Here is an 18582-nt window from a genome sequence, read left to right as displayed (position 1 = left end):
CCTCAGGCATCGGCCGCACGCAGCCGGTACAGCCCCACATCGATGCGCCCGCAGCGAAAGCCGGCCTCGCAATACGACAGGTAATAGGTCCACAGCCGCTTGAACGCGGCGTCGAAGCCCAGCGGCTCGATCTGCGGCCAGGCCGCCAGGAACCGCCGGCGCCACTCGGCGAGCGTTCGCGCATAGTCCATTCCGAAGCAGTGCGAAGTCTCGATGACGAACCCCGCGCGCCGTGCCTGCTCTTGCAGCACGCCCGGGCTGGGCAGCATGCCGCCCGGGAAGATGCAGTGCTGGATGAAATCGGCGCCCTGGCGGTAGCTGTCGAAGTGCTCGTCGGCGATGGTGATCGCCTGCAGCACCGCCACGCCACCGGGCTCGAGGCGGTCGCGCAGGGTCGCGAAGTAGGCGGGCCAGTAGGCCTCGCCGACGGCTTCGATCATCTCGATGGACACGATGCGGTCGAACCGGCCCTGCACGTCGCGGTAGTCCTGCAGCCTCAGGTCGAGCCGCTCGGCCACGCCCCATGCCTGGCCGCGCTCGCGCGCGAAGGCCAGTTGCTCGGCCGACAGCGTGAGCCCCGTCACGCGCGCCTCGTGCCGGCGGGCCAGGCTCGCCGCCAGCGTTCCCCAGCCGCAGCCGATTTCGAGCACGTTCGCGCCTTGCGGGGTGTCGAGCATGCGGTGGATGGCATCGAGGCGGCGCGCCTGGGCGGCCTCGAGAGTGTCGTCGGGCTCGTCGCTGAAGATCGCGCTCGAATACAGCATGCTGTCGTCGAGCCAGTGCCGGTAGAACTCGTTGCCCAGGTCGTAGTGGAAGGAGATGTTGTGCCGGCTGCCGCTGCGGCTGTTCCTGCGCGCCAGGTGCAGCAGCCGCGCCAGCCAGCGCGAAGGGCCGCGGCCCTTGAGCAGCGAGCCCCAGGCGGCCTCGTTGGCCAGACCGAATTCGAAGAGGGCCAGCAGGTCGGGGCTGTCCCATTCGCCGTCGCGGAAGCTCAGGGCCAGGCCGAGGTCGCCCTGCATGAGCAGCCGCACGATCGGCCGCCAGCTCGAAAGGCGCAGGCTGGCATGCGGGCCCGGCTCGCGGCCGGCCACCTCGATGCTGCGCCCGCCGGGCAGCGTCAGCGCCAGCCGGCCGAAGCGCGTGCGCGCGAGCAGGCGCCGCAGCGGCGAGAAGGACGGCACGGCGTCGAGAACGGGGGCGGAGGGCGTGGTCAGGCTCATGGAGTCTCGCTCGTGGAAACGATGGTGATGTCGCGCTCCGGGGCCACCGGACGCGGATGCAGTGGCACGCGCTTGATCCACAGGCGCAGTGCCTGCCAGTGGATGGCCGCGACGACCTTGAGGGTCAGCAGCGGATGGGTCAGGAAGACGCGCAGCAGCGCGAGGTCGCTCAGCGCGGTGCGCTGGCCGTCCTGGCGCGCGTTGAGCACGGCGCCGTCGGCATCGTGCACGCTCACGCCGATCGACACCGACTCGCCCGGCGCCGCGATGCGGAAGCGGTAGCGCAGGTCCATGCCGTTGAAGGGCGAGACGTACATCCGCTTGTCGCAGCGCTGGTCGATGACCGGGGCGGCGGCGTCGGCCACCGGGATCAGGTAGCTGTGCCGCTGCCCGAAGGTGTTGTTGACCTCGTAGACCATCGCCTGCAGCTCGCCTCCCGGGGCGTGGCAGAACCACACGCTGAGCGGGTTGAAGACGTGGCCAAGCAGGCGCGGCATGGTCAGCAGCCGGATCGCGCCGCCCGTGGGCAGGCCGGCCTCACGCAGCCGCGCCTCGACCTGGGCGCGCAGGTCGCGGCCCGAGCCGTCGCCGTAGTCGGCGGCGTGGAAGCTGAACAGGTTGAAGCGGTCCACCGAGAACAGGCGCAGCCGCTCGTGCAGCTGCGGCAGCTCGTCGATGTCGACCAGCACGTTGTAGACGCGGTAGGCGAGCCGGTGCCGCCTGGGCCGCAGCCGCTGGTGCATGACGCGCCCGACATAGAGCGCCGAGCCGCCCTGCCCGCTCATGACGAAACGGCCTGCACTGCCTGCATTGCGTGCATCGCCTGGGGCAGGTGGATGCGCCCGGACTCCTGCGGCACGCTCCAGGGCCGGCGAACGCCACCCAGCGCCTCGGCGACCGCCAGGCCGGACTGCAGCCCGTCCTCGTGGAAGCCGGAGCCGAAGTAGGCGCCGCAGAACCACGTGCGGCGCTGGCCCTGCAGGTTCCAGAGGTGGCGCTGCGCGGCCATGGCGGCGGCATCGAACAGCGGATGGTCGTAGACCTCCGTGCGGATCAGGTGTTCGGGCCGCGGGCCGGCGACGGGGTTGAGCGTCAGGAAGATCGGCTCGGCCCGCGGGCCCTGCGGCAGGTGGGGTTGCAGCCGGTTCATCCAGTAGGTCACCGTCGGGGCGGCGCCGCTGCCGCGCGTTCCGAGGTAGTTCCAGCTCGACCACACGGCGCGGCGCGCCGGCATCAGTGCAGGGTCGCGGTGCAGCACGGCCAGGTTGCGGCTGTAGGGAAATGCGCCCAGCAGGGCTCGCTCGGCGCTGGAGGCGTCGGGCAGCAGCGCCAGCGACCGGTCGGCGTGGGTCGCCAGCACGACGTGATCGAAGCGCTCGGGCCACCAGCCGCCGGTGGTGCGGATGCGCACGCCGTCCGGCTCGCGATGCAGTTCGAGCACGGCCTGGTCGAGGTGGACCCGGTCGGCAAAAGGCCGGCTCAGGCGCTGCACGTACTCGCGGCTGCCGCCTGCCACGGTGCGCCAGACCGGCCGGTCGCTGATCTGCAGCAGGCCGTGGTTCTCGCAGAAGCGCGCGAAGGCCGCCACCGGATAGCGCCCCACCCGCGCGGCGGGCGCCGACCAGATGGCGGCCGCCATGGGATAGAGATGGTCATCGCGAAACGCGCGGCCGTAGCCGCGGGCGTCCAGGTAGTCGTCCAGCGCCTGGTCGCCGGCGGCCTGGGCATCGCGCGGCGCCTCGCGGTAGAACCGCAGCAGCTCGCGCAGCATCGACCAGAACCTCGGGCTCGCCAGGTTTCGCTTCTGCGCGAACAGGCCGCGCAGGTCGGTCCCGGCGTATTCGAGGCGGCCGGCATCGAGGCTGACGGCGAAGGACATGTCGGAGGCCGCGGTCGGCACGCCCAGGTGCCGGAACAAGGCGCTCAGGTTCGGATAGGCGGGCTCGTTGTAGACGATGAAGCCGGTATCCACCGGCACCGTGCCTTCGCGGCCGGGCGCGTCCACCGTGTTGCTGTGCCCGCCGAGGCGCGATTCGCTCTCGAACACCGTCACTTCGTGCCGCTGGGACAGGAGCCAGGCGCAGGAAAGCCCCGAGATGCCGGTGCCGACGACGGCGATGCGCTGGCCCTGACCCGGCGAGGTGGGTGTCGCGAGGACGGTGGGCTGGGCGGGCTGGGGGTCGAAGGGCGGCATGGTGCGTATCCAAGTGTTGGAGCTTGTACGCAGGAAACCACCATTTGGACCATGGCGCATTGCGGCGATGATCCGATCGCGGCCGGATTGCGTAAGGGTTAGCATGGCCGCCGTTCCCGACCCATCCACCCAACCTGCGGGCATTCCGGTGCCCCGCGGCCGCCGAGCGCCCAACTTGACTGTTGTTGTGACCGATTTCAAGCAGCCGCGCCGCTCCGACGACCTCTGGGCGCAGGCCCTGGCGGCCGTGGCCGAACGGCAGGACAGGGAGGCGTTCGCGCGGCTTTTCTCGCACTTCGCGCCGCGCGTCAAGCGCTACCTGATGCACATCGGCTGCCCGGAACTGCAGGCCGAGGAGCTGGCCCAGGAAGCGCTGGTGAGCGTGTGGCGCAAGGCCGCGCTGTTCGACCCGGCGCAGGCCGCCGTCTCGACCTGGATCTTCACCATCGCGCGCAACCTGCGCGTGGACGCGCTGCGGCGGCGCCAGGGCGTGGAGTCGGCCGAGGAAGAGTTCGATTTCGACCTGCTCCAGGCGGACGGCGCCTCGCTCGACGACGGACTGCACGCCTCGCGCCTGAACGAACGCCTGCGCAGCGCCTTCCGGCAGCTGCCGCCCGAGCAGCAGCAGGTGCTGCACCTTTCCTATTTCGAAGACGAACCGCATGCCCGCATCGCGGCCCAGCTGAGCATTCCGCTGGGCACGGTGAAGTCGCGCGTGCGCCTGGCGGTCGCTCAGCTGCGCCGCCTGCTGGAACGCTGATGATGGACATCCGACACCACCCCGACGACGACCTGCTGCTGGCCCGGGCCTCCGGCCAGTTGCCGGCCGGAACGCGGCTGGTACTGGCCAGCCACCTCGAACTGTGCCCGCTGTGCCGCGAGCGCGCGCGCACGCTCGATGCCCTGGGCGGCATCCTGCTCGACGAACTGGAGCCCGTGCCGATGGCCGACGATGCGCTGGCGCGCACCTGGGCCTCGATCGACGCGCTCGAGAACGCGCCTGCCGGGACCGTGCGGGTGAGCGCGCCGCCGCCGCTGCCGCCCGGCGCGCGCTGGCCACGCGCCCTCGCCCACTGCAGCGCCACGCCATGGCGCTGGATCGGCCCCGGCATGCGCTGGAGCCGCGTGAGCGTGCCCGAGGCGCCGGATGCGAACGTCTTCCTGCTGCGCATCGCGGCCGGCAAGTACCTGCCGCAGCACACGCACCAGGGGCTGGAGCTGACCCAGGTGCTGCACGGCCGCTTCCACGACGGGCGGGCCCTGTTCGGCCCCGGGGATTTCGACGCGGCGGATGGAGAAATCCACCACCAGCCCGTGGTCCAGGACGGCAGCGAGTGCATCTGCCTCGCCTCCCTGGACGGCCGCCTGCGCTTCGAAAGCGCTATCGCGCGCGTGCTGGGTTCGCTCGTCGGGATGTGAGGCGGGCAGACACCCAGGCCGCCACGCCGCTCACGAAGCTGCCCCACACCAGGTCCGCGATGGTGATGGCCCAGGGCCAGTCGCGCAGCGTCGCCTGGTTGGTGAGGTCGTAGGTGGCGTAGGCCACCAGCCCGAAGAAGGCGCCGCGCCGCAGCGCCACGCCGGCCGAGCCTTCTGCCAAGGCCGGCGCGATCGCGAAGACCAGCAGGCCCGCCAGGTAGATGGCATAGAAAAGCACCGCCGCGAGCCAGTCGACGTCGGACGCCATCAGGTCGCCGAGCGCCGGCTTGTACAGGCGCGGGCCCATGAGCGACAGCCATACGGCGTCCAGCACGAGAAAGCTCAAGAGCGCCCACAGGTAGGCGATGGACAAGGTGCGGGCGGAAGCTTTCATGGTGCGCCAGTAGGAGAAGTCAATCGGTAACTCAGCTGCCGGTCGCCCTTGGTCTCGGCGTCCAGCCCGATCCAGCGCCCGCTGTCGGCGGCATACCAGATGCGGATGCGCTGCTGCGCGGCCTGCAGGCGCCAGCCCCGCGCCCGCACGGGCTGGCCGCGGACCTCGATGTTGGTGCCGGGCAGCGGCTCGAAGCGCACCGGCTCCAGCTTGCCGGTCTGCGGATCGACCAGGCGCTGCTGCTTCGGCAGGCGGGGGTTCCAGTACGCGAAAGTCATCACGCACTCGTCCTCGAAGCGGCGCGCGACCTGCTGCCGCGTGCCGTCGTCGTCGGTGTCGGCGCGCAGTTCGCGCAGGCAGTCGCCGGCCCAGCGCTCCCCGGCGTGATGGCGATAGCGGTAGACGGGCACGCCGAGCATGCGCACGACGAAGTCGGCGCGGCTGTCGACGCTGCGCGCCGCCGCGCTGCCGCCGACCACGAAGCGATGCGTGCCGATGGGCTTGCCGTCGAGCGTGGCGGTGAAGTTCCACTCGCCTTCCTCGGTCGCGCCCTCCTGCGCCGAGGCCGTGAAGGCCATGCAGGCGGCCATCGCCAGGGCGAGAGCCAGGGCGCGCGCCGGCATCAGCGCTTCTCGAACAGGTAGTGGGCGACCCACCACTGGCCGCCTTCGGCGTAGCCGAACAACTCTTCCACCGAGATGAAGAAAAGGCGCCAGCGCGTCCACCAGATGGGCGCCTCGCTCTCGCCGTAGACGGAAACCAAGAGCGGCATGAGCTCGTCGCGCCGGGCGTCCATGCGCGCCAGCCAGGCGGCGGAGGTCTTCGCATAGTGGCGGCCGTTCCAGCGCCATTGGCTCAGCAGGCGCAGGTCGTCCTGGCAGCGCAGGGCGAGGTCGTCGCCGGGCATCATGCCGCCCGAGAAGAAGTAGCGGCTCATCCAGTCGCTCGCGTCGCGCACCTCGAAGGGATACGGCGCCTCGCGGTGCACGAACACGTGCATGAAGAAGCGCCCCTGCGGATTCAGCCAGCGCGCAACGTTCGAGAAGGCGCGCGGCCAGTTGCGCAGGTGCTCGAACATTTCCACCGACACCACGCGGTCGAAGCGCCCGGCCGTCTCGAAGTCGTTGAAGTCGCAGGTGATCACCTCGAGGTTGCCGAGGCCGCGGGCCGCGGCCTCGGCAGTGATGAACATCCGTTGCGAATGCGAGTTGGACACCGCCGTGATGCGCGAGCCCGGAAAGCGCTCGGCCATCCACAGGCTCAGCGAACCCCAGCCGCAGCCGAGTTCGAGGATGCGCTGCCCATCTGCAAGGCCCGCACGCGCGCAGGTCTCGGCCAGCGCGGCCGCCTCGGCCTGCTCCAGCGTCTCGACACCTTCGGGCCACCAGCAGCAGCTGTACTTGCGGTGAGGCCCCAGCACGGCGGCGAAGAACTCGGCCGGCAGTTCGTAGTGCTGCTCGTTGGCCTTCTCGGGCAGCAGGGCCAGCGGAGCATTGCGCAGTTCGTCGAAGAATGCCTGCGAGTGCCGCGCGACGGCTTCGGGGTTGCCGCTGTCCAGTTCGGCCAGGCGCTGGCGCAGCAGCCGCCGCACGCCGATGCGGACGGCGCCGTCGGGCACCAGACCCTGTTCGACCCAGTGGATGGCGGCGGATGCGCTGGAGGCTCGGGGCATGGCGGGACGTCGGCAGTGGTTGGTCCCGTGGTACGCAAGGCCGGGCGCGCCGGATCACCGCGCGACGAATTCCGCTTCAGGCCGGCGGCGAACACGGCGCCGCGCGCAGGCCGGCGATACGCGCATTGAACGTAGAATGCCCGCGGCACTTTCACCCGTGCGCGCAGGCGTCATGCGCCATGCCTCCCATGCCCTCCCCGAACAAGCACTCCAGCCCCTCGCCCGCCGCCGTCCGCGACGCCCGCATTGCCGCGGGCCTCACGCAGACCGAGGCCGCGCAGACGGTCCAGGCCTCGCTGCGCGGATGGCAGCAGTGGGAGGCCGGCGACCGCTCGATGGCGCCGGGCCTCTTCGAGTTGTTCATGCTCAAGACGAGGCAGTGGCCGCTCGAGGGCGGCCACCGGGCCGGCTGAACAGAGAGCCGCGCGGAAAATGCCTAGGAACGTCCCCCACCTGCCCCCCATGCCCCGCGCGCCGGCGGCATGGATCGCAAGCAACTGATTGAAATGACCAAGACAGACCTCTCTGGGCACACGCCGATGATGGCCCAGTACCTGGGCCTGAAAGCCGACCATCCGGACACCCTTCTGTTCTACCGAATGGGCGACTTCTACGAACTCTTCTGGGCCGACGCCGAGAAGGCCGCGCGCCTCCTCGACATCACGCTCACCCAGCGCGGCCAGTCCGCCGGCCAGCCGGTGGTGATGTGCGGCGTGCCCTTCCACTCGGTCGACACCTACCTGGCCCGCCTCATCAAGCTGGGCGAATCGGTCGCCATCTGCGAGCAGGTGGGCGAAGTGGGCGCCGCCAAGGGCCCGGTCGAGCGCAAGGTGGTGCGCGTGGTCACGCCCGGCACGCTGACCGACTCCGAGCTTCTCAACGACAAGGCCGACTCGCTGCTCCTGGCCGTGCATGCGGGCGCGCGCAACGTCTGCGGCCTGGCCTGGCTCAGCGTGACCGGCGCCGAGCTGCGGCTGGCCGAGTGCCCGGCCGACGCGCTCGAAGCCTGGATCGCGCGCATCGGCCCCAGCGAGTTGCTCTACAGCGCCGAAGTCACGCCCGCCTTCGAGCAGCGACTGAAGGCCGCGCGCGCCGCCACGCCCTTCACGCTTTCGCTGCGCCCGGCGTGGCAGTTCGACGGCGGCCTCGGCGAGCGCAAGCTGGCCGAGCAGATGGGCAGCAACAGCCTCGCGGCCTGGAACGCCGAATCGCTCGCCAACGCGCACGCCGCGGCGGCTGCGCTGCTGGGCTACGCCGAGCACACCCAGGGCCGTGCGCTCTCGCACGTGCAGCGCCTGTCGGTGGAACGCGACGGCGACCTGATCGAGCTGCCGCCCACCACGCGGCGCAACCTCGAACTGGTGCAGACGCTGCGCGGCGAAGATTCGCCCACCATGTTCTCGCTGCTCGACACCTGCATGACCGGCATGGGCAGCCGCCTGCTCAAGCGCTGGCTGCTTTCGCCCCGGCGCGACCGCTCCGAGGCGCAAGGCCGCCTCGAAGCCATCGGCGCGCTGCAGGCCACGGCGCCCGGTGCCACGGCCGCCCCCTGGCGCACGCTGCGCGAGCAGCTCAAGAACACCAGCGACGTGGAACGCATCGCCGCGCGCATCGCGCTGCGCCAGGTGCGCCCGCGCGAACTGCTGGCGCTGCAGCTGGCGCTCGCGAAGGCGGAGCAGCTCGCACCGATGCTGCCCGCGGCGTCCGCCCTGCTCGGCCAGATCGCCGAACGGCTCGCCCCGCCGCCGGGCTGCGCCGCCTTGCTGACCAGCGCCATCAAGCCCGACCCATCCGCGCTGGTGCGCGACGGCGGCGTGATCGCCACCGGCCACGACGCCGAGCTCGACGAGCTGCGCGCCATCAGCGAGAACTGCGACGACTTCCTGCTCAAGCTCGAGATCAGCGAGCGCGAGCGCACCGGCATCGGCAACCTGCGGGTGCAGTTCAACCGCGTGCACGGCTTCTACATCGAGGTGACGCAGAGCGCGCTCTCCAAGGTGCCCGACAACTACCGCCGCCGCCAGACGCTGAAGAACGCCGAGCGCTTCATCACGCCCGAGCTGAAGGCCTTCGAGGACAAGGCCCTGAGCGCGCAGGACCGCGCGCTGGCCCGCGAGAAGTGGCTCTACGAGCAACTGCTCGACGCGCTGCAGCCCTCGGTGCCCGCGCTCACGCAACTGGCCGGCGGCCTCGCCACGCTCGACGCGCTGTGCGCGCTGGCCGAGCGCTCGCACACGCTGCACTGGCGCGCGCCCAGCTTCGTGTCGCACCCGTGCATCGAGATCCAGCAGGGCCGCCACCCGGTGGTGGAGGCGCGGCTGGCCGAAAAGTCGTCGGGCGGCTTCATCGCCAACGACACGCAGCTGGGGCCGCAGCAGCGCATGCAGGTCATCACCGGCCCCAACATGGGCGGTAAGTCGACGTACATGCGGCAGGTGGCGATCATCGTGCTGCTGGCCTCCATCGGCTCGCACGTGCCGGCGGCAGCCTGCCGGCTCGGGCCGATCGACGCGATCCACACCCGCATCGGCGCGGCGGACGACCTGGCCAACGCGCAGTCGACCTTCATGCTGGAGATGACCGAGGCCGCGCAGATATTGCACAGCGCCACCGCCCAGTCGCTGGTGCTCATGGACGAGATCGGCCGCGGCACCAGCACTTTCGACGGGCTGGCGCTGGCCGCCGGCATCGCGGCCCAGCTGCACGACCGCAGCAAGGCCTTCACGCTGTTCGCCACGCACTATTTCGAGCTGACCGAGTTCCCGGCCACGCACCACGGCGCGGTGAACATGCACGTGAGCGCCACCGAGGCGGGCCGCGACATCGTCTTCCTGCACGAAATGCAGCCCGGCCCGGCCAGCAAGAGCTACGGCATCCAGGTGGCGCGGCTGGCGGGCATGCCCGCGGCGGTGGTCAACCACGCGCGGCAGGCGCTGGAGGCACTTGAATCGCAGCATGCGCAAACTCGTGCACAGGTCGACCTGTTCGCTCCGCCTCCGGTGACCGAAACACCCATGGCCAGCGCCGTAGAATCCGCGCTGGCCGCGCTCGACCCCGACACGATGAGCCCGCGCGAGGCCCTCGATGCCTTGTATGCCCTTCAGAAACTGAACAAACGTGAACTCGGCGCCGCATGACCCGGCACAGTTCATGCCAGATGAACCTGAACCCATGACTTACTGCGTAGGCATCAAACTCAACGCCGGCCTGGTGTTTCTCTCCGACTCCCGCACCAACGCGGGCGTGGACCACATCAGCACATTCCGCAAGATGATCGTCTACGAGCAGCCGGGCGACCGCGTCATGGTGCTGCTGTCGTCGGGCAACCTGAGCATCTCTCAGTCGGTGCGCGAGATCCTCCAGATCGAGGAACTGCGCGAAACCCGCGAGGACGGCAGCCAGGGCGCCCCCATCACCATCTGGAACGCCAGGAGCATGTTCGATGCCGCACGCGTGCTGGGCTCGGCGGTGCGCCATGTGTACGACCGCGACGCCGAGGCGCTGAAGCACGCGGGGCTGGACTTCAACGTGTCCTTCATCTTCGGCGGGCAGGTCAAGGGCGAGGGCATGCGCCTCTTCCTGGTCTACGCGGCCGGCAACTTCATCGAGGCCACCACCGAGACGCCCTACTTCCAGGTCGGCGAGTCGAAATACGGCAAGCCGGTGCTCGACCGCGTCCTCACGCCCGAGACCCCGCTGGACGAGGCGGCCAAGTGCGCGCTGGTGTCGATGGATTCGACCATGAAGTCGAACCTGTCGGTCGGCCTGCCGCTGGACATGGTGGTCTACGAGGCCAACAAGCTCGAGACCGACCGCGTGATCTGCATCGACGCCGACAACCCCTACTACCGCATGGTGCACAACAGCTGGGGCCAGAAGCTGCGCGAGGTGTTCGACAGCATCGAGGACCCGGTGTGGGACGACAGCCATACCGAGCACCCGCTGAAGATGCCCGCGACGCGCCACAGCCCGCTGCGCAAGATCTCGACCCCCGACGAAAAGCTCATCTGAAATGATGCCCCCCGGCTTGCCACTTCGTGTGCTTCTCCACCCCCCGAGGGGGAGGCTCGGCCGCCTTGGGGCGGCCCGGCGACGGCCGTGATGCCCCCCGTCGTCTTCTCGCACGGCAACAGCTTTCCCGCGAGCACCTACCGCGTCGTCCTCGACAGCCTGCGCAACCGCGGCTTCGAGGTCGACGCCATCGAGAAATTCGGGCACGACCCGAAGTACCCCGTCACCGACAACTGGCCGCACCTGGTGCAGCAGCTGGCCGACTTCGCCAAGGCGCGCGCCGACCGCGCGGGCGGCCCGGTGTTCCTGATCGGCCATTCGCTCGGCGGCTTCCTGAGCCTGATGTGCGCCGCCCAGCACCCCGAGCTGGCGCGCGGCGTGCTGCTGATCGACTCGCCCATCCTCGGCGGCTGGCGCGCGAACACGCTCAACGTGGTCAAGCGCACGCCGCTCATGAAGAGCGTGTCGCCCGGCGCCATCAGCCGCAAGCGCAAGAACAGCTGGGAGCACCGCGAGGCGGTGTTCGAGCACTTCCGCAGCAAGAAGGCCTTCGCGAAATGGGACGAGCAGGTGCTGCACGACTACATCGACCACGGCACCTTCGACGCGGATGACGCTCGCGCGCTGAGCTTCGACCGCGACGTCGAGACCGCCATCTACAACACCCTGCCCCACAACCTCGGCGCGCTGCTGCGGGCGCACCCGCTCAAGTGCAAGGCGGCCTTCATCGGCGGGCGCCAGTCGGCCGAGATGAAGCGCGTGGGCATGGCGATGACGCAGAAGGTCACCCGCGGCCGCATCGCGATGCTGGACGGCACGCACCTGTTCCCGATGGAAAAGCCGCTGGCCACCGCGGCGGCCATCGAGGCCGCGCTGCGCAACCTGCTCTGACGGGCCGGAAACACGCCTCAGCGACGCTTGCCGTTTCCGCCTCCCTCATTTAAGGGATGCGCCCCCGGCCCTGGATTATTAGAGTCCCTCTCCACCTACGGAGGGCTCCATGACGACTGGCAGGAAGCAGACGAGAGCACCCGCGCGCAAGCGTGTATCTGTCAGGGGCGCCACCGGTAGCACGGTCATGACCGTCGGATGGCCCGGATCGCCGGACGCCCTACGTGGCGGTGCCTCGAAAGACGGCAAGGAAGTCAAGCGTCAGGCCCCCTGGTGGAACTATGCGCTGCTCAACCGGGAACGCTGGCGCGACACCGAGGTTCTCAATGTTGCCCAGCAGACGAGAGCGGTGTTGATGTGGGACCGACTGTTTCTTCCGAGAAACGCGGAACCGCGGCCAATGCCTGGGCTCGACACGCGGATCGCCGAAGTGTCGATCCGCTATGTCTCCGAGGATAAGAACTGGCAGTACCGCGTCATGCCCTGGGAGTTCGTGCTGAACTCTGCGATCCGCGCGCATCACCCGCACGAGTTGAGCGACGTCTACCGCCTGCCGGTCATCCGCCGACTTGACATCTCCGACACCGGACGGTCCACCGCGGCGCCCGCACTGCCCGCGAGCAGATGGAAAGTGCTGGTCGTGCTGTCAGCGCCGGGATTCATCAGCCGCAAGTACACCCTCAAGTCCGAACTGGAGGGCATCCGGGCCCATCTGCCCGATGCCGACGTCCAGGAAATATGGACGCCGCGGTACAGGGAACTCCAGGCAAGGATCGCCGAGTACAAGCCCGACATCGTGCACTTCGCGGGATGCGACACGCACCAGGCACGCGCCCTTGCGGAAAGCGACGAGTGGACCGCGAAGGAAAGCGAGGTGATCCTGGCCCAGTTGTGCGACTGCGTTCCCGACCCGAAGGACGGCATGGAGGAAGTCGACGGGTACGCCATGCTGCACGAGGACTCCGATCTGATGCATGGCACCAACGCCCGTATCGACTGCGTCTCCTACATGCGGCTTTCCAAATTGTTCGACAAGCACCATCCCGCCCTTGTCTGCTGGAACCTCTATCACTCCGGCAACCGGATCGCGGCGATGACCGTTGGCGAGGGACAGGCCGGCGCCTCGATCGGTTTCCAGGACTTCATCGACGACGAACTGGCCGAGGAATACTTCAAGGAGTTCTACATCGGCCTGGCCGCCAGCAAGGGGCGGGTCGCGGTGGCGCATGTGCGTGCGCTCAATGGCTTGTGGCGATTGCAGGGCGGCCTCCGCGGGGCGGGCATCGTGCTCTGGACCTGCGCATCCAGATTGAGCGAATTCGACGGCTCGGACCTCGAAACGAAGTCGCTCGAACCGACGAGAAACAGCGAGTTCCTGGGTAAAGCACTGCCGCCGGGTATATGCCAGTTCCACATATCGGTGCCGGCCGGGCTCAACTACGCGCAGTTGCACCAGAAGCAGTACCCCTTCGAGAACTTTCGCATTTTTCTGAAGAACCCGCTGATCCTGAACAACGTCAACATCGAAGTCAGGCTCAACGGCGAAGACCGGGAGCTGGTCTATCGCAAGCAGTTCGACCTGCAAGCGCCTTTCGTCGATCTGCGCAGCGAGATCGAGTTTCCGTTGACCTCGCCACTGGCGCGCTCTTGCGGCGAGAGCGTAGTGACCACGCTCTACGTGAAGCTGAGCCACGGCGACCAGCTACTGCTGAGCGAAACCTACTCCACGCGCCTGCTACCCGCCGACCAGTGGCGCTTCTCGGCGCAGAGCGCACACACGCTGGCCTCCTTTATTTTTCCGCGCGACCCGGAAATCGAGGCACTGGTGCTGAAGGCGCAGAAGTACGTGCGCGTGCTGCGGGACGATGCCACGGCGGGCTTCGAGGGCTACCAAGCGAGTTCGCCGGAGGCCGTCGACCTGCAGGTGCGCGCGCTGTGGTCCACACTGCTGCACGAATACCGCCTGGGCTACATCAACCCGCCTCCCGCCTATAGCAAGAACACCGACAGCCAGCGCCTGCGCACCCCCACGATGGTGCTCAAGGGCGGATGGGGCACCTGCATCGATCTCGCGCTGCTGCTGGCGGCCGCGCTCGAGCTGGTGGACATCCAGCCAGTCATCATGGTGCTCAAGGCCCATGCCTTCGTGGGTTACTGGCGCAGCATCGAAGGCCGCGACCGCTTCCTCGAGATGACCGACAGCGCCGATGCCGGCGAGAAATGGACCTTCCTGCCTCGGCGCCCCGTCTACGGCATGTTCCTGAGCACGTCACTGCGCGAGATCCAGCACTACATCGACACCGGCGAGTTGGTGACGCTGGAGGCCACGCTGCTGACCATGATGGGCGGCTTCGACGAGGCCATCGCCCATGGGCAGAACAACCTCAACGACCCGCAGGACTTCGACTACATGATCGACCTGATGAGCGCGCGCACGGCTCAGATCACGCCGCTTCCGCTGAACTTCGCCTGAGGAGCACACGATGAGCACGCAGGCTTCCATCCAGAAGAAGAACGACTTCCAGCTACTGGCCACGAAGCAACTCGCGCTTGGCGCCTCGGCCACCTTCGCTGCGGAGCAGAAACGAGAACCCACAAGCCCGGTAGCCCGCACGGGACCGCGGCGAGGCATCGGTACGGGAGCAGCCAATGCTGAAGTGCTGCTGATCGAGGACAGCCGCGGCGTGCTGCATTGGGACTACCGTGCCAGCGTAGGCAACAGCGGCGCTCCCAGCCTGCGCCGCGCCGCGCTGGGTGGGCGCGGGCGTTACCGCGGTGGCCTGTTCTCCTTCGGTCGCACCATCACCCGCTCGGAAGTGGCGGAAGTCGGTCCCAACCAGATCGGCGCCGCGCTGCAGAAGCTCGATGAAAAGCTCACGCCGAAGCAAGGGTTGCGCTTCTTGGTCGACGGGGCGCTTGGCGAGCCGGTGGCACTCGCCGGCCAATTGGAGGCCTGCAAGCGCTTGCTGCTGTTCGTGCATGGCACCTTCAGCAAGGGTGACGTTTACTTCGAGGCGCTACCGCCTGCTTTCTTCGCCTCTGCGCTGGCAAAGGTCTATAGCCATGTGGCGAGTTTCGACCACCCCACGTTGAGCGTGAGCCCGATACTCAACGCCATCGACCTGGAGAACGCGCTGAGCGCCGCAGGCCTGCCTGCGAGCACGCCGGTGGACGTCATCTGCCATAGCAGGGGCGGCCTGGTCGCCAGTTGGTGGCTCCGCTCAACCCGCTGCAAGGTCGAGACGCTTGTGACTGCAGGAGCGCCCCTGACGGGCACGAGCCTCGCTTCGCCCTATCGCATTCGCCACCTGCTGGACTATTTTGCGAACTATGCGCAGATGCTCAGCACCGGGCTTAAGACCAGCGCGGCGTTTCCCACCTTCGCCAGCGGCTTCCTGGCCGGCGCGGGCGGCCTGGTGGGCATTCTCGGCGGCGTCTCGGGCGCGCTCTCAGCGCTGCCGGTGGCGGACGCAGCCATCGCGCTCGTCCCGGGACTGAACGGCCAGTCGCTCGTTACCAACAACACTGAGCTCGCCCGCCTCTGGTCGGATCCGCGCTGGAACGCGGCCGGCCCCAGGCCGGCGTGCTACGTGCTGAGTTCCGACTACGAGCCACAGAACAACGATCCGTGGTGGAACATCGTGGCGCAGCTGCGGCAACTGCCCTGGATCGCGGCCGACGAAATCACCGATCGCCTCTTTCCCGGCAGCAATGATCTTGTGGTGGACACGAAATCGATGTCCCACTCGCTACTGGCGCCAGAGGAAACGCTGTCCTACGGGAAGACGGCCGGCGTGCACCACTGCGCCTACTTCACACAGCCCAGAACCGTGGTCAAGCTGCAGGGGTGGCTCAAGATCTCTTGAAGGGCCGAGCGCACGCCATGGCCTTTGCTCGGCTCATTTGCCGGCGACGTGCACCCTGGGCCGCCGGCCCCCATTCCACTTGCCGCCCAGCGCCCGCTCGATCTGCGCGGCCAGCTGCAGCAGCAGCCCGTCGTTGGCCTGCGCCGCCTGTGCCTGGATGCCCAGCGGCAAGCCGTTTTCCTGCGCTGCCATCGGCAGCGAGATGCCCGGCATGCCGCACAGGTTGGCCAGCGGCGTGTACGCGAAGTTCTGCCAGAGGTTGGCGAACCAGTCGTATACCGAGGGGTTCGTGCTGGTCGTGAGGTACTCGCTGGTGCCCACCTTGGGCGTGGGCAGCGCGGTGATGGGCGTGAGGATGATGTCCCAGCGCTGGAAGAAATCGCCGAAGGCGCGCGAGGTGGTGTTGAACACCGCCTGCATCTTCGCGCGCTCGGTGTAAGAGGTGTGCAGCCCGGCTTCCCAGATCTTGATGTTGATCGGCTCCAGCAGCTCGGCCGGCGGACGCTCCAGGCCCAGCCGGTGCAGGTGGCCGTCGATGACCTGCGCGAAGTTGCTGATGTAGCAGGTGGTCTGGGCGTCGAAGGCGGTGCGGAAGTCCAGCTCCGGCAGCGCCCACTCGACGTGGTGGCCCAGACCCTCCAGGAATTTGCCCGCGCGCTCCAGCTCGGCCACGAAATGCGGCGTGGCGCGGAAGTCGCCCCACTCGTGCGACAGCGCGATGCGCAGCCGCCCCGGATCGCGCTGGATGAGCTCGCTGTACGGCTCGGCCGGCGACCAGAAGGGCATGAACTCGCCGGGCGCGCCGCCGCGGCAATGATCGACGAAGGCGGCCGTGTCGCGCACGGTGCGGCTGTGACAGCCCTGGATCGACACCAGCCCCGAAAGATCCGACAGCCCCGGCGCCAGCGAGAACACGCCGCGCGACACCTTCAGGCCGATGTTGCCGTTCACGCCCGCCGGAATGCGGATGGAGCCGCCGCCGTCGGTGGCGTGCGACAGCGGCAGCACGCCTGCGGCCACGATCGCCGCCGTGCCGGCCGACGAGCCGCAGGTGGTGTATTCGAGGTCCCAGGGGTTGCGCGTGACGTGGAAGGCGTTCTCCGCCGAGCTGCACACGCCGAACTCCGGCGTGGTGCTGCGGCCCATGATGTTGAGGCCCACCTTGCGCAGCTGCTGCGTGAGGAAGCTGTCGGCCGCCGGGCGGTGGCCCTGCATCATCATCGAGCCGAACTCCTGCAGCCGGCCCTTGAGCGTGGGGCCCAGGTCCTTCATCAGATAGGGCAGGCCCGCGAAGACACCCTCGGGGTTCATGCCGTCCTTCAGCGGGTCGGCCACCACGTCGTCGAAGACTTCGACGACCGCGTCGAGCCGCGGATCGAGCCTCGCGATGCCGGCGGCCGCCTGCGCGGCCAGCTCCGCCGCCGTCACGTCACCCTTGCGGACCCGTTCGGCCAGGCCGACTCCGTCGTGGTCGGCCCATTCGCTCCAGCTCATTGCCAGCGTCATTCGCATTGCTCCATTTCTTGTTCATCGAGGAAAGTGCGTCCGATTTTGCCGAGCGTGTCGGCGCGACGCATACTGGCGCGTCCTTGGGTGAGCAGGAACGAAGGACAAACAAGCGACCGCATGACCGACGCAGACACCGCCTGGATCGCCACCACGCTGACCGCCTCGCGCCCGCGCGCGGTGGCCGCGCTGCTGCGCTACTTCCGCGAGCTCGACATGGCCGAGGAAGCCTTCCAGGAAGCCAGCCTGCGCGCCCTGCGCCACTGGCACGAAAGCGGCCCGCCGCGCGACCCGCTGGCCTGGCTGATCTTCGTCGGGCGCAACGCGGCGCTCGACGAAGTGCGCCGGCGCGGCCAGCACGAGCCGCTGCCGGAAGACGACGCGCTCGTTTCAGACCTGGACGACACCGAGGCCGCCCTCGTCGAACAGCTCGACCAGGCGCACTACCGCGACGACGTGCTGCGCCTGCTCTTCGTCTGCTGCCACCCCGAGCTGCCGCTGACGCAGCAGATCGCACTGGCGCTGCGCGTCGTCTCGGGCCTGTCGGTGCGCGAGATCGCTCGCGCCTTCCTGGTCGGCGAGGCCGCGATGGAGCAGCGCATCACCCGCGCCAAGAAGCGCGTGGCCTCGGCCGGCATTCCCTTCGACACGCCGGGCCGGCGCGAGCGCGACGAGCGGCTGGCGACCGTGTGCACCACCGTCTACCTGCTCTTCAACGAAGGCTATTCGGCCAGCGGCGGCGAGGAGCATGTGCGCGCCGCACTGTGCGAGGAAGCGATACGCCTTGCGCGGCTGCTGCTCGGCCTGTTCCCCGGCGAGCCCGAGCTGATGGGCCTGCTCGCCCTGCTCCTGCTGCAGCACGCGCGCGCCGATGCGCGTCTCGATGCGGGCGGCATGGTCGTACTGCTCGAAGACCAGGACCGCGCACGCTGGAACCGCGCGCTCATCGACGAAGGGCTGGCGCTGGTCGAAGGCGCACTGCGGCAGCGCAGGCCCGGCCCCTACCAGTTGCAGGCCGCCATCGCCGCCACCCACGCGCAGGCGCCGCGCGCCCGGGACACCGACTGGGCCGAGATCGACCGCCTCTACGCAGCGCTCGAAACACTGCAGCCCTCTCCCGTCGTCACGCTGAACCGCGCGGTGGCAGTGCACAAGCTGCGCGGGCCGCAGGTCGCGCTGGCCCTGACCGAACCGCTGGCCGGCGCTCTGGACGGCTACTTTCACTTCCACGGCCTGCGGGGCGCACTGCTGATGGAGTTGCAGCGCCCCGACGAGGCCCGCGCCGCCTTCGCTCGCGCCCTGGGCATGGCCCGTACCGCCGCGGAGGCCGCGCACATCCGGGCGATGCTCGACCGCCTGGGCAGGCCCGGCTGACCCGATTCCACCCCGCCCGCCACCCACGAAACACG

Annotated in this window: 16 protein-coding genes; 9 read left to right on the top strand and 7 right to left on the bottom strand. The window is 69.0% G+C overall.

The features are described from left to right. Positions 1 to 2 precede the first annotated feature (2 nt). From ABL844_RS11200 to ABL844_RS11190, 3 genes are read right to left on the bottom strand one after another with little or no spacing between them, the layout of a single operon-like run. Positions 3 to 1220, bottom strand: coding sequence for a class I SAM-dependent methyltransferase (locus ABL844_RS11200; protein WP_418131288.1), 1218 nt, complete (start codon positions 1218 to 1220; stop codon positions 3 to 5). Further along, complete coding sequence (locus ABL844_RS11195) at positions 1217 to 2005, bottom strand: DUF1365 domain-containing protein (protein ID WP_418131287.1); 789 nt, start codon at positions 2003 to 2005, stop codon at positions 1217 to 1219. Before ABL844_RS11195 ends, ABL844_RS11200 begins: the two co-directional genes overlap by 4 nt. Further along, complete coding sequence (locus ABL844_RS11190; RefSeq protein WP_418131286.1) at positions 2002 to 3414, bottom strand: NAD(P)/FAD-dependent oxidoreductase; 1413 nt, start codon at positions 3412 to 3414, stop codon at positions 2002 to 2004. The genes ABL844_RS11195 and ABL844_RS11190 overlap by 4 nt, the downstream gene beginning before the upstream one ends. Positions 3415 to 3601: 187 nt before the next feature. Between ABL844_RS11190 and ABL844_RS11185 the strand changes: the two genes are divergently transcribed. Both ABL844_RS11185 and ABL844_RS11180 read left to right on the top strand, forming a co-directional pair. Further along, entirely contained in the window at positions 3602 to 4174 is a 573-nt protein-coding gene (locus ABL844_RS11185; protein ID WP_418131285.1) for a sigma-70 family RNA polymerase sigma factor, read from the top strand. Then, entirely contained in the window at positions 4174 to 4833 is a 660-nt protein-coding gene (locus ABL844_RS11180) for a ChrR family anti-sigma-E factor (protein WP_418125325.1), read from the top strand. Before ABL844_RS11185 ends, ABL844_RS11180 begins: the two co-directional genes overlap by 1 nt. Here the strand turns inward: ABL844_RS11180 and ABL844_RS11175 are convergent. Genes ABL844_RS11175 through ABL844_RS11165 form a run of 3 tightly spaced genes read right to left on the bottom strand, consistent with a single transcriptional unit; the run spans position 4796 to position 6899 of the window. Beyond that, positions 4796 to 5227, bottom strand: a complete 432-nt coding sequence (locus tag ABL844_RS11175) for a DUF2177 family protein (RefSeq protein WP_418131284.1) — start codon at positions 5225 to 5227, stop codon at positions 4796 to 4798. The genes ABL844_RS11180 and ABL844_RS11175 overlap by 38 nt on opposite strands. Beyond that, positions 5224 to 5850: a DUF6134 family protein gene (locus ABL844_RS11170; RefSeq protein ID WP_418131283.1), complete on the bottom strand. Its 627-nt coding sequence runs from the start codon at positions 5848 to 5850 to the stop codon at positions 5224 to 5226. The genes ABL844_RS11175 and ABL844_RS11170 overlap by 4 nt, the downstream gene beginning before the upstream one ends. Next, on the bottom strand, positions 5850 to 6899 hold the full coding sequence (locus ABL844_RS11165; protein WP_184636365.1) for an SAM-dependent methyltransferase: 1050 nt from the start codon (positions 6897 to 6899) through the stop codon (positions 5850 to 5852). The genes ABL844_RS11170 and ABL844_RS11165 overlap by 1 nt, the downstream gene beginning before the upstream one ends. 188 nt (positions 6900 to 7087) lie before the next feature. Here ABL844_RS11165 and ABL844_RS11160 point away from each other — a divergent pair, with 188 nt between their 5' ends. The 6 genes from ABL844_RS11160 (at position 7088) to ABL844_RS11135 (ending at position 15667) form a co-directional block, all read left to right on the top strand. Then, on the top strand, positions 7088 to 7312 hold the full coding sequence (locus ABL844_RS11160; protein ID WP_126024249.1) for an XRE family transcriptional regulator: 225 nt from the start codon (positions 7088 to 7090) through the stop codon (positions 7310 to 7312). Between the two features lie 93 nt (positions 7313 to 7405). Further along, positions 7406 to 10036, top strand: coding sequence for a DNA mismatch repair protein MutS (mutS, locus tag ABL844_RS11155; protein ID WP_418131282.1), 2631 nt, complete (start codon positions 7406 to 7408; stop codon positions 10034 to 10036). 34 nt (positions 10037 to 10070) lie between these two features. Beyond that, positions 10071 to 10910: a proteasome-type protease gene (locus ABL844_RS11150; RefSeq protein ID WP_126024247.1), complete on the top strand. Its 840-nt coding sequence runs from the start codon at positions 10071 to 10073 to the stop codon at positions 10908 to 10910. Between the two features lie 90 nt (positions 10911 to 11000). Continuing rightward, positions 11001 to 11801, top strand: a complete 801-nt coding sequence (locus tag ABL844_RS11145) for an alpha/beta fold hydrolase (protein ID WP_418131281.1) — start codon at positions 11001 to 11003, stop codon at positions 11799 to 11801. 109 nt (positions 11802 to 11910) lie between these two features. Then, a complete protein-coding gene (locus tag ABL844_RS11140) occupies positions 11911 to 14274 on the top strand; it encodes a hypothetical protein (protein ID WP_418131280.1) in 2364 nt (787 codons plus the stop codon). A 10-nt stretch (positions 14275 to 14284) separates the two neighbouring features. Then, positions 14285 to 15667 carry an esterase/lipase family protein gene (locus ABL844_RS11135; protein ID WP_418131279.1) on the top strand — a complete coding sequence of 461 codons (1383 nt, stop codon included), beginning with the start codon at positions 14285 to 14287 and terminating at the stop codon, positions 15665 to 15667. A gap of 33 nt (positions 15668 to 15700) precedes the next feature. Here ABL844_RS11135 and ABL844_RS11130 read toward each other — a convergent pair whose 3' ends face one another. Further along, positions 15701 to 17173 (bottom strand): amidase, encoded by a 1473-nt coding sequence (locus tag ABL844_RS11130; protein ID WP_418131278.1) that lies wholly within the window; start codon positions 17171 to 17173, stop codon positions 15701 to 15703. Positions 17174 to 17293: 120 nt separating this feature from the next. Here ABL844_RS11130 and ABL844_RS11125 point away from each other — a divergent pair, with 120 nt between their 5' ends. Next, positions 17294 to 18547, top strand: coding sequence for an RNA polymerase sigma factor (locus tag ABL844_RS11125; protein ID WP_418131277.1), 1254 nt, complete (start codon positions 17294 to 17296; stop codon positions 18545 to 18547). Positions 18548 to 18582: the final 35 nt, after the last annotated feature.

The organism is Variovorax sp. 278MFTsu5.1, assembly GCF_048305045.1.
Classification (GTDB): Bacteria; Pseudomonadota; Gammaproteobacteria; order Burkholderiales; family Burkholderiaceae_C; genus Variovorax; species Variovorax guangxiensis.
The sequence above is the reverse complement of the archived record's forward strand: the minus strand, read 5'-3'. Positions and strand labels throughout refer to the sequence as shown.